Raw genomic sequence first — 18,353 nt, 5'->3', positions numbered from 1 at the left:
AAAGAAAGCGTTTGTCAGACTAGGAATGAGGAGCCAATCAACCGCAGTGAACAAAATGGTTCATGAGGATTGCATTGGTGACGAATGACGACGTATGCGAGCGCTTTACTTCGACCATTGAGGTTGAAAAGAAAGCGTTTGTCAGACTAGGAATGAGGAGCCAATCAACCGCAGTGAACAAAATGGTTCATGAGGATTGCATTGATGACGAATGACGACGTATGCGAGCGCTTTACTTCAACCGGACAATCAAGCGGGGTGGAACCGCGGGTGTACTATACATATGCACTCGTCCCCGGGCAAAAAGCCCGGAGACGGGTGCTTTTATATTTTCATCAATTAGGAGGAATTACTCATGGCTCAAAAATCTATGGAAACAATCGTAAACTTAGCAAAACATCGTGGTTTCGTTTTCCCAGGATCAGAAATTTACGGTGGTCTTGCAAACACTTGGGATTACGGTCCACTCGGTGTTGAATTGAAAAACAATGTAAAAAAAGCTTGGTGGCAAAAATTCGTACAGGAATCAGAATATAATGTTGGCCTTGATGCTGCAATTTTAATGAATCCACGTACTTGGGTTGCATCTGGTCACGTTGGTAACTTTAATGATCCAATGATTGATTGTAAATCGTGTAAAGCTCGCCACCGCGCAGACAAATTAATCGAAGAAGCGTCTCTTGAAAAAACTGGCAAAGAGATTATTGTGGACGGTATGAGCTTTGATCAAATGAAAGCAAAAATGGATGAACTTGCTGTTACTTGCCCTGAATGTGGTGCAAATGATTTTACTGAAATTCGCCAATTCAATTTAATGTTTAAAACATTCCAAGGTGTTACAGAAAGTTCGACGAATGAAATTTTCCTACGCCCTGAAACAGCACAAGGGATTTTCGTCAACTTCAAAAACGTACAACGTTCAATGCGTAAACGTACTCCGTTCGGTATTGCGCAAATCGGCAAATCTTTCCGTAATGAAATTACACCTGGTAACTTTACTTTCCGTACACGTGAATTTGAACAAATGGAACTTGAATTCTTCTGTAAACCAGGTGAAGATTTAGAGTGGCAACAATATTGGAAAGAGTTCTGTAAAAATTGGTTATTAAATTTAAGTATGAAGGAAGAAAGCATACGTCTTCGCGACCATGAAGAAGATGAGTTATCCCACTATTCCAATGCAACAACGGATATCGAATTCCGCTTCCCATTCGGCTGGGGTGAACTATGGGGTATTGCCGACCGTACAGATTATGATTTAAAACAGCATATGGAACATTCCGGTGAAGACTTTACTTACATTGATCCAATTACAAATGAACGTTACGTTCCATATTGTATCGAACCATCTTTAGGTGCTGACCGTGTAACATTAGCCTTCTTATGTGATGCTTATGATGAAGAAGAATTAGAAGGTGGCGATTCTCGTACAGTATTACGCTTCCACCCAGCTTTAGCACCATTTAAAGCAGCAGTATTACCTTTATCAAAAAAATTAGCAGACGAAGCTGGAGAAGTTTGGTCCGAGTTACGTAAAGCATTCCCTGTTGATTATGATGAATCCCAATCAATCGGTAAACGTTACCGCCGACAAGATGAAATCGGAACACCATTCTGTATTACTTATGACTTCGATTCAAAAGAAGACGGTCAAGTAACGGTTCGCCATCGTGATAGCATGGAACAAATCCGAATGCCAATAGCAGAAGTTAAAGCATATATCGAAAAACATTTAGAATTTTAAAAACGATGAGCTTATTTCGCTAATTTAGCGAGATAAGCTCTTTTTTTTCTATATACTATAATTTTTTCTATATAACCCAATAAATGTATAAAAACACATATTCCACCCAATAATGGATATGTGTTTTTACTTTTGTTCATTTTATTTTTTCAATCTTTCATTTGTAAGAATATTTCGATTATAATGATAGGAAAAGAGGTGGGATTGATGTTATTTCAAACTTTATTTAAAAAACAAAAACCAATCAATATTGAAAAAAATGCCAGCGAAAAACTATTAGTCATTGTTAACGAATTATTAAATAAAGAATTGCCTGAGCATCAATCACATCACCATATTTTATTTACAGCAAACGTAAAGCTAGATACGTTAAAGAATGTCTTAAATCAACATCGAAGCCGATGTCAATTGGAACATAAAGTTGGACAATATCATATGGAAATGTATGATCAAATACGAAAACAAATCAGTGATTTGCAAAGTTTAGTGGACTGTTATACAGAACTTCATATTGATATGACCCATATGAATCATCGTTTACTCTTTTATTACGATAAAATTAACTATTTATACGAAAATTATTTACATCTACGAGATGGAACATTTTTGAGCGAAGCCAATCCATCATTTTGGAAAGCTATTAAGGAAGATACATTAGAAGTCGTTCGAAATATTTTATAACGATTATTCTGTCGTTTCCTCATTATGTTTATTTCTACTCAGTAATGGGGTTCTTTCTAATTGCTCAATAAACGACCTGGATTTTAACCGAATTCCCGTTTGTTCCTCGTATATAGTTGAAACAATTTTTTTAATAAACTGTTTTGTCCCCTTTTTTAAATCTAGTTTGCCAATTTGATCAATAGGTACCGAATAAAACATTCGGATTAATTTTAACTGGGTTGGCGTTAATCGAATGATGTAAGGGTCGAGATGGAAGCAACGATGACATAAATAGCCTCCTTGGGCAAAGGAAAAGGCAAATTCCCCTTCAATTGCTCCACACGATGCACAGGCATGTAACATCGGTTGAACACCTGTATAAGGTAGAAGCTTCCAATCAACAAATAAAGCGATGGCCTCAGGATCATACTCCTCCTCTATGGCATGAAGAGCTTGTTGTAACACTTCAAAGGCAAAAGGTTCCGGACTTCCCTCTTCGACAATTCGATCGAGAAGCTCAACAATATAGCTAGCATAGGCTGTTGCAACAATATCCGTTTGGATATGGCGCATGGAGGCTAAATGTTCCCCTTGTTGTAACGTTCCCATTCCCGAACCTCTTTGTACAACATATACCCCATGCATAAAAGTTTGAGTAATCCCAGCTAAACGACTCGTTGGTTTTTTTGCTCCTCTAGCCATCACCGTCACTTTACCTGCTTCCCTCGTCATAATTGTTACGATTTTATTGGATTCTCCATAGGATCTCGATTTTAAAACAATGCCTTCCCATTTATTTAGCATTGCCGCACTTCCTTCTACGTTTTTCTATTTCTATTATACATAAAAAGAACGCCTACATAATTGTAAGCATTCTTTTCGGTAATTAATATTCATCTTCGCGATAACCAAAATCACGTAAGTGGGTTGATTTATTTCGCCAATCCTTTTGTACTTTTACCCAGAGCTCTAAATACACTTTTGAGCCTAAAAGCATTTCAATATCTTTACGGGCAAGGGTTCCAACCTCTTTTAATAAGGCGCCCCGTTTACCGATAACAATTCCTTTTTGCGAATCCCGTTCAACCATAATCGTCGCTTGAACGCGAATCATATGTTCGTTTTCTTCATCCCGCTTAATTTTGTCGATCACAACAGCGATAGAATGGGGAATTTCTTCCCTTGTTAAATGAAGAACTTTTTCCCGTATGAGCTCGGAAATAATAAATCGTTCTGGATGATCTGTCACTTGATCTGCAGGATAGTACTGAGGACCATCCGGTAAATAGTTCTCAATCGTTACTAATAAATTATCTACATTATTACCTTGTAATGCCGAGATTGGTATGATTTCAGCGAATGGAAATTTCCCTTTATACGTTTCAATAATATTCACCAATTCATCAGGATGAATTTGGTCTATTTTATTAACGACTAAAAATACAGGGGTTTTTGTTCCCTCTAGTAACTCAAGAATAAATTCATCGCCTTTTCCTAAACCTTGTTCAGCATTCACCATAAACATAATGAGATCTACTTCACGCAAAGTATTTTTTGATACTTTGATCATGAATTCCCCTAATTTATGTTTCGGCTTATGGATACCTGGTGTATCGATAAATATCATTTGAGACTGGTCTCGGGTTAGTACACCTTGAATTTTATTTCTAGTTGTTTGAGGCTTATCTGACATAATGGCGATTTTTTGGCCAATTACGCGATTTAAAAAAGTGGATTTCCCTACATTAGGTCGACCGATGATCGAAATAAATCCTGATTTGTAACTATTGTTGTTTTCCTGCATGTTCTAAATCCTCCGGTGTAAAGGCGCCTGGTAATAGCTCGCCCACTGTCGTTTGTTGTATATCCCCTTTTAAATTCGTTAAATAAACAGGCATATCTGGTGCACAAAACTCAGAAATGACTTGTCTACACGCTCCACATGGGGAACATGGTCCCTCTGTATCGCCTACAACGGCAAGCGCTTTAAAATTTTTCACACCTTCAGAAACCGCTTTGAAAATCGCTGTACGTTCAGCACAGTTCGCTAAACCATAACTCGAATTTTCAATGTTACAGCCTTGATATACTGTTCCATCTTCCGCTAATAGGGCAGCACCTACTTGAAATTTTGAATAAGGTACATACGCTTTCTCTCTTGCTAATTTTGATTGCTCTATTAATTGATTCATATTCACTGTCATATTCCCCAACTCCTTAATATTTCTTTCTTAAAACCATTTTGGTAGAAAAATGAGTAATCCGATTATAACACTTGCCACCGCAAAAACAAGTACTGCCCCTGCGGCTACATCCTTCGCCTGTTTTGCTAAAGGATGATATTCGGGAGAAGCTAAATTCACGACGGCCTCAATTGCTGTATTTATCATTTCTGAACCGATGACCAGTGCTATCGTAATAATTAAAACAAACCACTCTGTTATCGATATCCCCGTTAACACTCCAGCTATAACGACTATTACTGCACTAAATAAATGAATACGCATATTTTGTTCTTTTAACGATGTGCATATGCCAACTAAAGCATATCCAAAGGATTTAATGAGCTTAAGAACGTCCATTAAAATCACGGCCTAAGCCAAAAGAAGATAAAATGTCATCTTGTTTCCCAAACATTACTTTCTCATCCTCTTCTGTCATATGATCGTAGCCTAAAAGGTGTAAAAATCCATGAACTGCTAAAAATCCAAGTTCCCGTTCAAAGGAGTGACCGTATTCCTCAGCTTGTTCTTTCGTTCTATCTGTCGAAATAATGATGTCCCCTAAAATACGAGGGATCCCTTCTCCTTGAATCGCTACCTCGCCTTCACCTAACTCTTCGAGGGCAAAGGAAATAACGTCAGTAGGTTGATCTTTATCACGGTATTCCCGGTTAATTTCATGAATCGCTTCATTTGTAACAAAGGTAACAGAAACTTCACTGCCATCTTCAATATTTAAAGTATTTGCAGCATGTTGAAGTAATTTTTCAACTAGTTCAATATGCTCCTCCTGCACTTCATTTGTTTCATCTAAAAAATCAATATTAAGCATGGAATCCTCCTAAAATTATCCTTCTTTTGGGTATTCAATCCGAGAATGGAATATCCCATTTAACGTTTCACATAATACTTCTTCAATTTTCTTTAATTCTTTAAGAGAGACATCACATTCATCAAATTGATGTTCTTGTACACGACTTTGAATAATGGAATGTACAAGTTGCTGTACTTTTTCCAAGCTAGGCTGTTTCATCGAACGGACCGCAGCCTCTACGCTATCTGCAATATTAATAACTGCTGCTTCTTTTGTTTGCGGTTTTGGACCAGGATAACTAAATGCTTCTTCATCCACTTCTTTCCCTTCATCCTTCGCTTTATGTAAGAAGAATTTCAAGGTACTTGTCCCATGGTGCTGTAGAGCAATATCTACAATTTCTTTCGGCATTTTATGCTTTTTCAATAAAGCGGCTCCATCCGTCGTATGGGAAATGATAATTTCCGCACTTCTTTCGGGTGGCAATGAATCATGGGGATTAATGCCAGACATTTGATTTTCAATGAAAAATGCCGGTCTTCTCGTCTTCCCAATATCATGATAGTAACATGCAACACGAGCTAATAATCCGTCGGCTCCGATTGCTTCACAGGCAGCCTCTGCAAGATTGGCAACCATTACACTATGATGGTATGTTCCTGGCGTTTCTGTTAACAATTTTTTCAACAACGGATGATTTGGATTTGATAATTCGATTAATCTCATTGTCGACAATAAACCTAAAGCTGATTCAAAGAAAGGCAATAATCCCATCGTCAACGCACCAGATAAAACCGCAGATGTAATACCTGCTATTGCATAAAATAATAATTCTACCAGCTCATAATCTGATTGGGACATTAACAAATAAAAGGCAATAAATAAAAAGTTAATAACCAAAACGATTCCGCAAGCTTTTAATAAATGGGATCTCTTCTCCATGCTCCTCATAAAGAATACACTTGATAATCCACCAAAAATAATATACAGTGCTATATCCATTTGTAAAACTGCTGCGTACCCTTCGTGGAACAATATTCCGGCAGAAGCTGCTGTTAATACGGTTACTAATATCGCCGCCCTTTCATTTGCTAACAACCTTACAAGCATTGTAGCAAGGGCTGTTGGATATAAAAAGGCAATCGTCATATCAAATTGGTCTGATAACAAACTAAGCAACTTCATTAATATAATTGAAATCGAATAAACAATAGCCGTTACAAATAAAGCTTTCCTTCTTTTTTCTAAATCCGTTTTCGAACGGTCAAAAAGGATATACATAAAAGCCATTTGCAAAACAATAAAGATGAAAAGGCCTAGAACCGGTTTTGTTGATGTATGGCTATTCAATAAACCTAAAAGTTCCAATTGACGATAAACTTCCCGATCAATCAATTCCCCTTCTTGAACAATGATTTGTCCTTGTAAAATTCTTGTTGGCTCAACTTCTTCACGGGCTTGTAAAATTAGCTCTTCTGTTCGCTCCTCATCCAATACTTCTGTTTCGACAATTGCCGCTCGTCCAATTACCGCAAGTACGCTGAATAAATTTTCATCCAATGTATCATTTTGACGAATTCTTGATTCAATTTCATTCCGTACTTGAGCTACATCATCTGTACGAATCGGCTCTTTCAATGTTGTTTCAACTAAATTAACAAGAAATGTTTTCGCAGTTGCAATACTCGCATCATTTGCTGTTAAAAGCGATTGTAATTGACTGTCGGTAAAATTAAGTTGGGATTGACTATCTGTAATATCCTTTAATTTATCTTGAAGTTGTTGAACTTGATTTTCTATCGGCACTTCTTCTTTACTAGCACTTATGTCTTTTCGTACATCCAAAAGAATGTCAAAAATAGAAGTGACTAAAGAAGAACGATTATGTGCCGTTTCATCATTAAATACGTAAACAGGTTCTACAGCGTTTTCGGCATTATCTCTTTCCTGCTCCGTTTTTACTGTATCTTCTACCGTTTTGACTGCACGTATTGTCTCTGGTGCAAGTTGAAAAGCTTGGATATCATATGTAGTACCTCGAATATTACCGAGCATTAAAAAGAATTGTAGAATACCAGTGACAATTAAAACAACGATTAATAAAGTCCGAAAACTTATTATATTCAGCAATTTATTAAAGTGCTTTTCCACCTGCGCACCTCCAAAGGTCTTTCTCTATGTATAGTTTACCAATTTATGAATATAATTTCATGAAAAGTTACTAGAAATAAAAAATGTGCACGATTTATCGTACACATTTTTAGAGCTATACAATAATCCGGTATTAAACTTATCTTTATTATAACTCCTGATCTGTGTAAGCTTGGATAATTTTCGCCACAAGCGGATGACGGACTACGTCTCCAGCCTCTAACGTTTTAAACTGTATATCCTTTAAAAATTTTAATGAACGTTCTGCAATGATTAAACCTGACTCCGTATTTTTTGGTAAATCAATTTGTGTTTTATCTCCGGTAATAACCATTTTAGAACCAAATCCAAGTCTTGTTAAAAACATTTTCATTTGCATATGGGTTGTATTTTGCGCCTCATCTAATATAACAAAGGCGTCATCTAAAGTACGACCACGCATATAAGCTAAAGGTGCAATTTCAATTGTTCCCCGTTCAATTAAACGTTGGGTTTGTTCTTGACCATATATGTCATGTAGTGCATCATACAATGGTCGAAGATAAGGATCAACCTTTTCCTTTAAATCCCCTGGTAAAAACCCTAATGATTCTCCGGCTTCTACTGCAGGTCTTGTTAAAATAATGCGTTTAACATGACCGTTTTTTAAGCTTTGCGTTGCCATAACAACGGCTAAATAGGTTTTCCCAGTACCAGCAGGACCAATACCAAACACGAGGTCATGATGACGAATCGCTTTTATGTACTCGCGTTGACCGATTGTTTTTGCTCGGATAGGTTTCCCTTTAAAGTTTCTCGCTATTTCCTCTTCATATAATTCAGCAAAATATTCAATTGTCCCTTTATTCACCATTTCGATTGCAGTAGCCACATCCCGCAAATCAATATTAACCCCTTTTCGAATTACTCTTAATAGGGCAATTAATAAATCCTTTACTTGCTGTTTCGGAAGTTCTTCCCCGGCAATTTGAATTACTTCACCACGAGTAATAATGCGTACTTGAAATGTTTCTTCAATGAGCTTAATATTTGCATCGGACATTCCTAGTAACATTACTGCTTCATTTGGATTTTCTACTTGCAATTCTGATAATTGTTCTGACATAAATCAATCTCCTTGGTCAATTGGGTAGTTTTCCGCAATGTTTTCATTTACCAAAAATAGGACTTTCCCTTTCACTTTATCATCATCGAATGTAACGTGCAAAATGTTTTCCTTTTTGATAATTGTTTTTGGAGGTAAAGATTTTAAGATTTTTTCGTGCAGTAGTGGCAAAATAAACGATTCGATTCGTTCTTCTGTAATCTCTTCCGTTACAGTGATGTACTTTTGAGTCCTTTTGATTTCGATAAATTTTGAAAGCCACTCCGGTAAATCGATCTTTTGAAATGATTTTCCCTGCTCCTTTTTATCATTATTCATTTTGAAATCAATCGTCCACTCTCGACTACTAGCTGAGATGAGTTGTAATTCCTTTGGAATCGAAAATTCCGTTTCTAACCAGTAGTCTGCATACACTTCCCCAGAAGCTCCTACTACAACCGATTTATCTCCAACTGATATAACCCCTGATACAAGTGTATCCCCTTTATATACAGTTGTATTCGGTAATACACGACGTTCTCCACTAGAAATTTCAAAATGAGTAATTACACCACTTTTTGCTGCAATTAAATGATTTTTCCCTTCATTTATATTGTCTCTATTATCGGTAATCGGTGCAAGTTGTGGAACAATCGTCATACTACTACCTGTTTTTAATATATGCACCCAAGATAAATCTCTTAACTCTTCCATTATAGTTTGTCTAATTTCGAAATCCGATTCCACTTTTCCCCTTAATGTAGGCTTGGCGAGGGATAATTTTTCATTTACGATTTTTTCTACGGCAACTCGGACTTCAGGTATATCGGATTGCACCTCCACCTTCCAAACAAACTGGGAGGCAACAATTGGGATACAAATTAGTAGCAGTAAACCAATAGCTGTCCAACTATTTTTTTGAAAAATTCTAGAAATTTGTAAATATTGGATTTTCACTTTAACACGGTACTTTTTCCTAATCGTACGTACTATATTGATATCTTTCCTTGTAATTTCAAAACGAATTTCATTGTCTAAATGGGTTACATTCTTTATTTTTACACCTTTCGAATGTAAATTTTGAATGAAGGCATGGGCCGCATTGTTACGTGTTATACGAATTTCAACAGGACGATTATCAAACTTTTTCATAATCGTTCACCTGTCTTTTCATTTCAATTGATAATAAATTTTCAACATGTATAATAAATTCTTCCTCTTTTAATACATCTATATGTACGCGATTTGCTTTTATTAAAATTGAAAAATCTTCATATAAAAAGGAACAATGCTGTTCAGACGCTTCAATAAATTTATATGTTCCAATCAACCTTAATTGGCTGTTATTTACGATTTCAATTAATGGATCTTTTTGGAATAATTTTTTCAATTAAAAATGCCCCCCTTTCGCAAAAGTATATGCTTTGAAAAAGGGGGGCATGTATAGATTCCTTTTGTTTCTTACAAATTACTGCAAAACTTCAAACAATTAGGAATGTTGCTTTGCCTTTGGCGGTCCTAAAATTTCTGATGTAATAATCGCCTGAACTAACGCTTCTCTATTCGTAGGGACAAAGTTTCCAATTTCCCTTTGTTTCATTTTCCCTTTAGTATTTTTCACCCTCGTTATACTTGATGACCGATTGGAACGATTTGCATCAAGGGATGGTCTTGCATTTTTTGTTACAGGTTTCGATAAATCCTTTTCTATTTTTGTTGCTCTTCTGGCTACTTCTTGAGCAGATTTCTCCATGGAACGCTGGGGTGTTCTTGTAGCAGTTTTATCATTTAATTGTTGAAACACTTCACTCGCAAAATCTTCCAACGATTTTCTCGTTTCCCTACGTTCTACTTTATTAGAAGTTTGGGATTTTTGAGTCGTTTGTTTATTATTAAAAGGTGGCATTGGTTTTTGTTCTTTCTTTTCTTTACCACCAAATAAAGAACTAACAATAAAAATGACCACCATGAGAATAATGCCTTCCATTAACTAAACACTCCTCTCTTTTAGGTGTGTTATATCTTTAATCTTCCGTAGAATCTTGTTTATCATTTGTTACTTTCGCAATAGAATCTCTCATGGAAGTATCTGCTTGGATATTTTTATAATTCATATAATCCATAATTCCAAAGTTTCCAGAACGTAGAGCTTCTGCCATTGCCATTGGGACTTCTGCTTCTGCTTCTACTACTTTTGCTTTCATTTCTTGAACTTTCGCTACCATTTCTTGTTCTTTTGCTACTGCCATAGCACGACGTTCTTCCGCTTTTGCTTGGGCAATATTTTTATCCGCTTGTGCCTGTTCAATTTGAAGTTCTGCCCCAATATTTTTACCAACATCTACGTCTGCAATATCAATGGATAAAATTTCAAAGGCTGTTCCTGAATCTAACCCTTTTGAAAGTACCGTTTGAGAAATCAAATCAGGATTTTCTAATACTTTTGAGTGGCTTTCAGAACTACCGATTGTCGAAACGATCCCTTCACCGACACGGGCAATAATTGTATCTTCCCCTGCACCACCAACTAAACGGTCCAAGTTTGCTCTTACTGTTATTCTCGCTTTTGCTTTTACTTCAATCCCGTTAATTGCAACACCGGCAATAAATGGTGTTTCAATTACTTTCGGATTTACAGACATTTGTACAGCTTCTAATACGTCACGTCCAGCTAGATCGATAGCGGCACAACGTTCGAAGGATAACTCTATATTTGCCCGTTGAGCTGCGATTAAAGCATTTACAACACGGTCAACATTACCACCAGCTAAATAGTGGGACTCCAATTGGTTAATGGATACGTCTAAACCTGCTTTATGAGCCTTAATTAATGGATTTACAATACGAGCTGGAATTACTCGACGTAATCTCATCCCAATTAATGTAAAGATACTTACTCTTACTCCTGCTGCAATGGCACTAATCCATAGTGCTACTGGAACAAAAGTTAATATGACTGATAATACAATAATAACTACTACAGCGGTAATAATTAAACTAATAGCTGCTGCATCAATAACCATTTTCTTCCACTCCCTTTTCTATTTCTCTCACGACAACTCGTGAACCTTCTACACGCACAACTTCCACTTTCTTTTTTGAATCAACATAATTTCCTTCTGAAACGACATCGATTCGTTCGTTATCAATTATTATTGTTCCTGCAGGTCGAAGAGGTGTCAACGTATATCCGGATCTTCCTAACAGGTCAACACGGTTGATATTGGATACATAGCCTTCCTCTGTCGTCGTTGCGTCTCTTAATATTAATTTATTAAAGACGTGTAAATTTTTCCCAAAGAATTTCATTAATACCACCATTCCTATTATAGCGATAAACATAGCGATTAAAATGGAATACGCCATATGGACCACACTTTCACCTGCAAATAATAAACTGATAATCATCAGTGCGCCACCAATAAGTCCGACTATTCCCCCTGGAATAAACAATTCCGCTGCTAATAAAGCAAAGCCGATGACAAAAATTATGATCGATTCATAGGTTGCGAACCCTGAGGCGATATGTCCAAAGTAAAATAATCCAAAAGAAGATAGGCCGATGAGCCCCGGCACACCAAATCCAGGAGAAAATAATTCCATCGCTAACCCTAGGGCACCAATCGATAATAAAAAGGTCACAACAATAGGATTAGTCAAAAAATTTAAAAGCTTGTCAGAAAACGTTGTCTGTCCTACTTCCCCTTCATTTTCGGTTTGGACAAATTCTGAAAAATCATTGGCTGTTTCAGTTATTAAAGCACTTTCCTTTGTATCGCTAGTTACAACACCACTGTTCAATGAAACTATTTCTTCTCCATTGGCACTAACTGACAAGTTGAAGGAAAGAAACGTTAATGATATTAACAATAATGCCATGAAACAACTGCCTTTTATTATTTTCCCCATATCTACCCTCCTTACTTAGATGGGCTGTTCCTGATAGTTAATTCTACGGTTATATCGTCAAAAAGTTTCAAAAATCGAATGGTTTTTCTCATTTATTTTCATTGTACACGAATCGACTATCCAATTCTTAATTATTCTATTGTTATTCTATAAAAAAATGTACATCTAGTTTTACTAAAAAGGGCAAGAAAATGTAAAATACCCTAGTATTTGAAAGTTCAAATACTAGGGTATATCATTTTTTTCCTTAGTGAATCATAAATTGCGTGTTATGAACGTAGGGATTGTCTAGGAAATTACCACTTACGTTTACGTGCAGCTTCTGATTTCTTTTTACGTTTTACGCTCGGTTTTTCATAAAATTCGCGTTTTCTTACTTCTTGAATAGTACCACTTTTAGATACAGTACGTTTGAAGCGGCGAAGAGCATCTTCAAGCGATTCGTTTTTTCTAACGACAGTTTTTGACATCTCTCTTTCCCTCCCTCCGAACACACGTCAATACACAAACTACTATAGCAACTTGTGTACTAAAAAATTATATCGTATTGTCTAGCGACAGTCAATAGTAAGTATTCGAATTAATAGTTAGAATCGGAAATTAATCCATTCATTATCGCAACACCTGAACTTGCACCAATTCTTGTTGCTCCAGCTTCAATCATTTTTTGCATATCTTCAAGACTTCTTACCCCACCTGAAGCTTTTACACCGATTTCTGGTCCAACAGTTTTTCTCATTAATGCTACATCTTCAACAGTTGCTCCTCCCGTTGAAAAACCTGTAGATGTTTTTACGAAATCTGCGCCTGCTTCTACAGAAAGTTCACATGCTTTCATTTTCTCTTCATCAGTTAACAAACATGATTCAATAATTACTTTTACTAAAGTACCATTTGCTGCGTCTACGACAGCTTTAATGTCGTCTCGAACTAAATTGTAATTGCCGTCTTTTAATGCGCCAATATTAATAACCATATCAATTTCTTGGGCACCATTTTCAATTGCATTTTTTGTTTCAAAAGCTTTCACTTCTGAAGTTGTTGCTCCTAATGGAAAACCGATAACAGTACAAACTTTTACATTTGTACCTGATAAAAGTTGTGCGCTGTAATGAACCCACGTCGGATTTACGCAAACAGAGGCAAATTCATATTTTTTTGCTTCTTCACATAATTTTTCGATTTGATTTTTTGTAGTTTCAGCTTTTAACAATGTATGATCAATCATTGAAGCGTAATTTTGTGTCATAAAAATTACTCCTTTTCCTTAAGTTGTCCGTACCTCTCCCATCATACCATTAACGGCAATAACTTGTGAAATGTCAGATATTTTCAAAAATAATTTAGATGTTTACTTCAAATTAGTATCCCCAAAACAACACATTTCTTTTTACATAAAAAACGGCAAAACTCATTACAAGTTTTACCGTTTTCCTTTATTGTACTTGTTCTTCTAATACACGTACAAATTGACCTTCACAATATGGGTAGCCAGCTTTCGTAATCTTCACTTTTACAAGTTTTCCGATCATCGATTCATTACCTTCAAAGACAACACGTAAATAATTGTCTGTATACCCTACAAATAAGTTTTCTTCGTTTGATTCTTTATATTGTTCTTCAGGGATAATTTCTAATACTTCTCCTTCAAAGCGAGAAGCATACTCTTTTGCTAATTGATCGTTTAATGTAAGTAAACGGTGCACTCGTTCATTTTTCACTTCTTCATCGATTTGATCTTCCATTCTTGCAGCAGGTGTACCTGTACGTTTAGAGAACGGGAAGACGTGAAGCTCGGCAAATTTATGTTTAGCAATAAAGTTATACGTCTCCATAAATTCTTCCTCAGTTTCTCCAGGGAAACCAACGATAACGTCAGAAGTGATCGCTAAATCCGGTAACGCATCATTTAAACGTTCAAGCCGTTCTGCAAAGAAATCCATTGTATATTTCCGACGCATTCGTTTTAAAACGGTATCTGAACCCGATTGAATTGGAATGTGCAAATGTCGAACAACGATATTTGAATTTTTCAATACTTCAATCACTTCATCCGTTAATTGAGAAGCTTCAATGGAAGAAATTCGTAAACGTTTTAATCCTTTTACATTTGCTTCAAGGTCACGAAGTAATTGTGCTAAGTTATAATCTTTAAAGTCTTGTCCATATCCACCAGTATGAATACCAGTAAGAACAATTTCAAGATAACCAGCATCTACTAGCTGTTGTGCTTGGCGAATTACTTCTTGAGGATCCCGGGAACGCATTAAACCACGAGCCCATGGAATAATACAGAACGTACAGAAATTGTTACATCCTTCTTGAATTTTAAGGGAAGCACGGGTACGGTCTGTAAAATAAGGAACGTCTAACTCCTCATAAACACGGTTTTTCATTATATTTCCAACCGCATTAATTGGTTTACGTTCTTGTTTGTATTGTTCGATATAACCAAGCATCTTTTGACGATCTTGTGTTCCGACAACAATATCTACACCTGGGATTGCCATAATTTCTGCAGGTGATGTTTGAGCATAGCAACCCGTTACACAAATTACTGCATCAGGATTTTGACGGACAGCACGACGAATCACTTGGCGAGATTTTTTATCTCCTGTATTTGTTACTGTACATGTATTGATGACATAAACGTCTGCTTGATGTTCAAATTCAGTACGTTCATATCCTTGTTCTTTAAAAAGCTGCCAGATTGCTTCTGTTTCGTAATGGTTTACTTTACAGCCTAATGTATGAAAAGCCACCGTTGACAAGGCTAGTACACCTCTTTCATTCAAATTCATAGGAAATGGCAGATAGCGCATATAATGGTGCGGTTTCTGCACGCAATATTCTAGGTCCAAGAGACATTGTCTCAGCTCCAGCATCTAATAAACTTTGTGCCTCATTTCTTGAAATGCCACCTTCAGGACCGAAAATTAATAAAATAGACTTCAATTCATTATCATACACTTTTTTCAGCTTATCCGCAAATCTCGTACGCACTTCCTTTTTAGCATCTTCTTCATCCGCTATAAATACGACATCATAGTTCGAAAGTGTACGAATTAATTGTTTAAAGGAAATCGGGTTGGATATAGTCGGAACATGATTTCGATGGGATTGTTCCGCAGCTTCCTGAGCAATTTTTTGAAGTCTTTCGGTTTTCTTCTCACCCTTCTTTTCATCCCACTTTACAATGGAACGTTCCGCACTAAAGGGAATTAAAGCATACATTCCTAATTCCGTTCCCTTTTGAGCTATAAACTCTAACTTATCCCCTTTCGGTAATCCACACGCGATATGTACTTGAATAGGCATTTCAGAAGAGGGGATTGTTTCACCGGTTTGTTTTACAACAATTTCTTGCCCAACAGATAAAATTTCACAAATATATGCTATGTTATTCGAAACAACAACAATTCGATCTCCAGTAGTCATACGCATCACTTTAGAAATATGACGGGCATTTTCACCAGTAATCGTTATCTCTTTTTCTTGGTTAAAAGGTTCATCTAAAAAATAACGTTGCATTTCATCACACCTCCTAGATAAATGGAAAACTTCTTGTAAAATGATAAGGAGTTGACCCTTTATGGGACAACTCCTCCTTATTATGGTCTTCTTGCAATAATTGCAACCCAGTCTTCCATCATTAATACTTCTTCGATGATAAAACCTGATTTTTCTAGAGCTGATTTTACGCTATCTTTTTTCGCACTGATAATCCCCGATGTAACGTATAATCCCCCTGGTTTTACAATAGAGAAAGCATCGTCAGTAAATGTCATAATAATTTCAGCAAGGATATTTGCCACCACAACATCCGCTTGTTCTGTTACAGTATCTAGCAAATTACCATGAAACACCTTTGCAACATGTTGTACATTATTCAGTTTAATATTTTCCCGTGCTGATTTTACCGCTATCTCGTCTAAATCAAGGGCATGGACGTTTTTAGCACCGAGCAATGCAGCAGCAATGGAAAGAACACCCGATCCTGTTCCAACATCAATGACTGTATCCCCTTTATTAACCACTTTTTCTAAAGCCTGTAGACACATAACAGTAGTAGGGTGAGTCCCTGTACCGAAGGCCATACCTGGATCAAGTTCTATGATGAGTTCATCCGTACTAACCGGTGTATAATCTTCCCATGTAGGAACAATAGTAAAGCGCTCAGAAATTTTTACTGGGTGGTAATATTGTTTCCAAGCTGTTGCCCAATCTTCTTCATTCACTTCAGAAATCGTGAAAATATTTTCCCCAAGGTTAATATCAAAATTAATAAGATTCGAGATTGCAAGCTTTATTTCTTCAACAGTTTCCGCCAAAAAACTAGAGGCTGGTAAATAAGCTTTGACTACTACTCCACTTACTGGAAAATCTTTTGGATTTAAATCATAAATTTCTCCAAATTGATCTACCCTTTCTTTTTTCACTTCTGTTGAATCTTCTATGACAACACCACTCGCGCCTGCTTCATGAAAAATATTTGAAATCGCTTCAACCGCTTCGTTTGTTGTTAAAACCGACAATTCTGTCCATTTCACTTGCAATCAGCTCCTCCTATAAATTTTAGTAAGTTGGGCTTTTCTTAATAAAGTCAAGCGTCCAACGTAATGGACGCATTGATTTTATTCGCCTTTAAATGTTTTTTTTATTTTATCGAATAAAGAACTACCTTGTTCTTCTGGTATATCGCCACTAATTTCAGCAAAATCACGCAACAATTGCTTTTGTTTTTCCGTTAATTTTGTTGGTGTCATGACTTTCACGATGACATATTGGTGACCAGTTCCATAACCATGGACGTTTTTAACACCTTTATCTTTAATTCGGAATTGAGCTCCCGATTGAGTTCCAGCTGGAATTTTTAATTTTACTTTCCCATGAATTGTAGGAACTTCGATTTCATCTCCTAAAGCCGCTTGAGGGAAAGTTAATTTTAATTCGTAGTAAATATCATCGCCATCCCGTTCAAAATATGGATGGTTTTTCACATTAAATACAATATATAAATCCCCTGCTGGTCCACCATTTATACCTGGTTCTCCTTGACCTGATACGCGTAATTGTTGACCATCATCAACTCCGGCAGGGATTGTAACTTTGATTTTTTTACGTTTTTGAACTGTTCCAGCTCCATGACAAGATAAACATTTATCTGTAATAATTTTACCTGTTCCACGACATGTGCTACATGTACGACGGTTAACCATACGTCCAAATGGCGTATCAACTGCTTGATTTACTTCACCGGAACCATTACATGTTGAACATGTTTTTGGACTTGTACCTGGTTTTGCCCCAGATCCATGACATGTATCACAAGTTTCTTCTTTTGGAATTTCAATTTCTGTTTGCTTACCGAATACAGCATCTTCAAAGGAAATGTTCATACGGTATTGTAGATCATCCCCTTTTCTTGGTGCATTCGGATCAGACCGACGGCTTCCTCCACCGAAAAATGAACTGAAAATATCTTCAAAGCCACCGAATCCGGAACCACCGAATCCGCCAAATCCTCCTTGACTTGGACCGTCATGACCAAATTGGTCATATTGGGCGCGTTTCGAATCATCACTTAACACTTCATACGCTTCAGCTATTTCTTTAAATTTTTCATCAGCACCTGCTTCTTTATTTAAATCAGGGTGATACTGTTTAGAAAGTTTGCGATACGCTTTCTTGATTTCATCTTTGCTAGCGCTTTTACTTACACCAAGCACTTCATAATAATCGCGTTTACTCATCGGTCACACTCCG

General features: G+C 36.6%; 20 protein-coding genes. 2 read left to right on the top strand and 18 right to left on the bottom strand.

What is annotated here, in order from left to right:
• Window positions 1-355: 355 nt before the first annotated feature.
• Together ACH0B5_RS04930 and ACH0B5_RS04925 are read left to right on the top strand one after the other, a co-directional pair.
• Complete coding sequence (locus tag ACH0B5_RS04930; protein WP_122971338.1) at window positions 356-1,744, top strand: glycine--tRNA ligase; 1,389 nt, start codon at window positions 356-358, stop codon at window positions 1,742-1,744.
• Between the two features lie 207 nt (window positions 1,745-1,951).
• Window positions 1,952-2,425 (top strand): hypothetical protein, encoded by a 474-nt coding sequence (locus ACH0B5_RS04925; RefSeq protein WP_122971339.1) that lies wholly within the window; start codon window positions 1,952-1,954, stop codon window positions 2,423-2,425.
• A 3-nt stretch (window positions 2,426-2,428) separates the two neighbouring features.
• On the opposite strand, the gene recO is transcribed toward ACH0B5_RS04925, so the two are convergent.
• The 18 genes from recO to dnaJ all read right to left on the bottom strand — a co-directional run bounded on the left by recO (window position 2,429) and on the right by dnaJ (window position 18,340).
• Window positions 2,429-3,211: a DNA repair protein RecO gene (gene recO / locus ACH0B5_RS04920; RefSeq protein ID WP_122971340.1), complete on the bottom strand. Its 783-nt coding sequence runs from the start codon at window positions 3,209-3,211 to the stop codon at window positions 2,429-2,431.
• 82 nt (window positions 3,212-3,293) lie between these two features.
• On the bottom strand, window positions 3,294-4,211 hold the full coding sequence (gene era / locus ACH0B5_RS04915; protein WP_122971341.1) for a GTPase Era: 918 nt from the start codon (window positions 4,209-4,211) through the stop codon (window positions 3,294-3,296).
• A complete protein-coding gene (locus tag ACH0B5_RS04910) occupies window positions 4,192-4,611 on the bottom strand; it encodes a cytidine deaminase (protein WP_174232655.1) in 420 nt (139 codons plus the stop codon). The genes era and ACH0B5_RS04910 overlap by 20 nt, the downstream gene beginning before the upstream one ends.
• A gap of 27 nt (window positions 4,612-4,638) precedes the next feature.
• Window positions 4,639-4,989 carry a diacylglycerol kinase family protein gene (locus tag ACH0B5_RS04905; protein WP_406927481.1) on the bottom strand — a complete coding sequence of 117 codons (351 nt, stop codon included), beginning with the start codon at window positions 4,987-4,989 and terminating at the stop codon, window positions 4,639-4,641.
• Window positions 4,976-5,461, bottom strand: a complete 486-nt coding sequence (gene ybeY, locus ACH0B5_RS04900) for an rRNA maturation RNase YbeY (RefSeq protein WP_341362291.1) — start codon at window positions 5,459-5,461, stop codon at window positions 4,976-4,978. The genes ACH0B5_RS04905 and ybeY overlap by 14 nt, the downstream gene beginning before the upstream one ends.
• Before the next feature lie 15 nt (window positions 5,462-5,476).
• On the bottom strand, window positions 5,477-7,594 hold the full coding sequence (locus ACH0B5_RS04895; protein WP_341362292.1) for an HD family phosphohydrolase: 2,118 nt from the start codon (window positions 7,592-7,594) through the stop codon (window positions 5,477-5,479).
• A 148-nt stretch (window positions 7,595-7,742) separates the two neighbouring features.
• The gene (locus ACH0B5_RS04890) at window positions 7,743-8,699 is read right to left on the bottom strand and encodes a PhoH family protein (RefSeq protein ID WP_122971345.1); all 957 of its coding nucleotides are present in this window, start codon (window positions 8,697-8,699) and stop codon (window positions 7,743-7,745) included.
• 3 nt (window positions 8,700-8,702) lie between these two features.
• Window positions 8,703-9,830 (bottom strand): sporulation protein YqfD, encoded by a 1,128-nt coding sequence (locus ACH0B5_RS04885; RefSeq protein ID WP_341362293.1) that lies wholly within the window; start codon window positions 9,828-9,830, stop codon window positions 8,703-8,705.
• Window positions 9,817-10,068: a hypothetical protein gene (locus ACH0B5_RS04880; RefSeq protein WP_122971347.1), complete on the bottom strand. Its 252-nt coding sequence runs from the start codon at window positions 10,066-10,068 to the stop codon at window positions 9,817-9,819. The genes ACH0B5_RS04885 and ACH0B5_RS04880 overlap by 14 nt, the downstream gene beginning before the upstream one ends.
• Window positions 10,069-10,167: 99 nt before the next feature.
• Complete coding sequence (locus ACH0B5_RS04875) at window positions 10,168-10,665, bottom strand: hypothetical protein (protein ID WP_122971348.1); 498 nt, start codon at window positions 10,663-10,665, stop codon at window positions 10,168-10,170.
• A 37-nt stretch (window positions 10,666-10,702) separates the two neighbouring features.
• On the bottom strand, window positions 10,703-11,701 hold the full coding sequence (floA, locus tag ACH0B5_RS04870; protein ID WP_122971349.1) for a flotillin-like protein FloA: 999 nt from the start codon (window positions 11,699-11,701) through the stop codon (window positions 10,703-10,705).
• Entirely contained in the window at window positions 11,691-12,587 is an 897-nt protein-coding gene (locus tag ACH0B5_RS04865; RefSeq protein WP_122971350.1) for an NfeD family protein, read from the bottom strand. The genes floA and ACH0B5_RS04865 overlap by 11 nt, the downstream gene beginning before the upstream one ends.
• Window positions 12,588-12,883: 296 nt before the next feature.
• Complete coding sequence (gene rpsU / locus ACH0B5_RS04860; RefSeq protein ID WP_004227078.1) at window positions 12,884-13,057, bottom strand: 30S ribosomal protein S21; 174 nt, start codon at window positions 13,055-13,057, stop codon at window positions 12,884-12,886.
• A gap of 110 nt (window positions 13,058-13,167) precedes the next feature.
• Complete coding sequence (gene deoC, locus ACH0B5_RS04855) at window positions 13,168-13,836, bottom strand: deoxyribose-phosphate aldolase (protein WP_122971351.1); 669 nt, start codon at window positions 13,834-13,836, stop codon at window positions 13,168-13,170.
• 187 nt (window positions 13,837-14,023) lie between these two features.
• Complete coding sequence (gene mtaB / locus ACH0B5_RS04850) at window positions 14,024-15,358, bottom strand: tRNA (N(6)-L-threonylcarbamoyladenosine(37)-C(2))-methylthiotransferase MtaB (protein ID WP_122971352.1); 1,335 nt, start codon at window positions 15,356-15,358, stop codon at window positions 14,024-14,026.
• Between the two features lie 16 nt (window positions 15,359-15,374).
• Window positions 15,375-16,118 carry a 16S rRNA (uracil(1498)-N(3))-methyltransferase gene (locus ACH0B5_RS04845; RefSeq protein ID WP_122971353.1) on the bottom strand — a complete coding sequence of 248 codons (744 nt, stop codon included), beginning with the start codon at window positions 16,116-16,118 and terminating at the stop codon, window positions 15,375-15,377.
• 80 nt (window positions 16,119-16,198) lie between these two features.
• Window positions 16,199-17,137 (bottom strand): 50S ribosomal protein L11 methyltransferase, encoded by a 939-nt coding sequence (gene prmA, locus ACH0B5_RS04840; RefSeq protein ID WP_341362970.1) that lies wholly within the window; start codon window positions 17,135-17,137, stop codon window positions 16,199-16,201.
• An 84-nt stretch (window positions 17,138-17,221) separates the two neighbouring features.
• Window positions 17,222-18,340, bottom strand: a complete 1,119-nt coding sequence (gene dnaJ / locus ACH0B5_RS04835; protein ID WP_406927480.1) for a molecular chaperone DnaJ — start codon at window positions 18,338-18,340, stop codon at window positions 17,222-17,224.
• Between the last annotated feature and the right edge of the window lie 13 nt (window positions 18,341-18,353).

The organism is Ureibacillus sp. 179-F W5.1 NHS (assembly GCF_045369345.1).
GTDB classification, from domain to species: domain Bacteria; phylum Bacillota; class Bacilli; order Bacillales_A; family Planococcaceae; genus Ureibacillus; species Ureibacillus halotolerans.
This window is presented reverse-complemented; position numbering and strand designations above follow the sequence as displayed.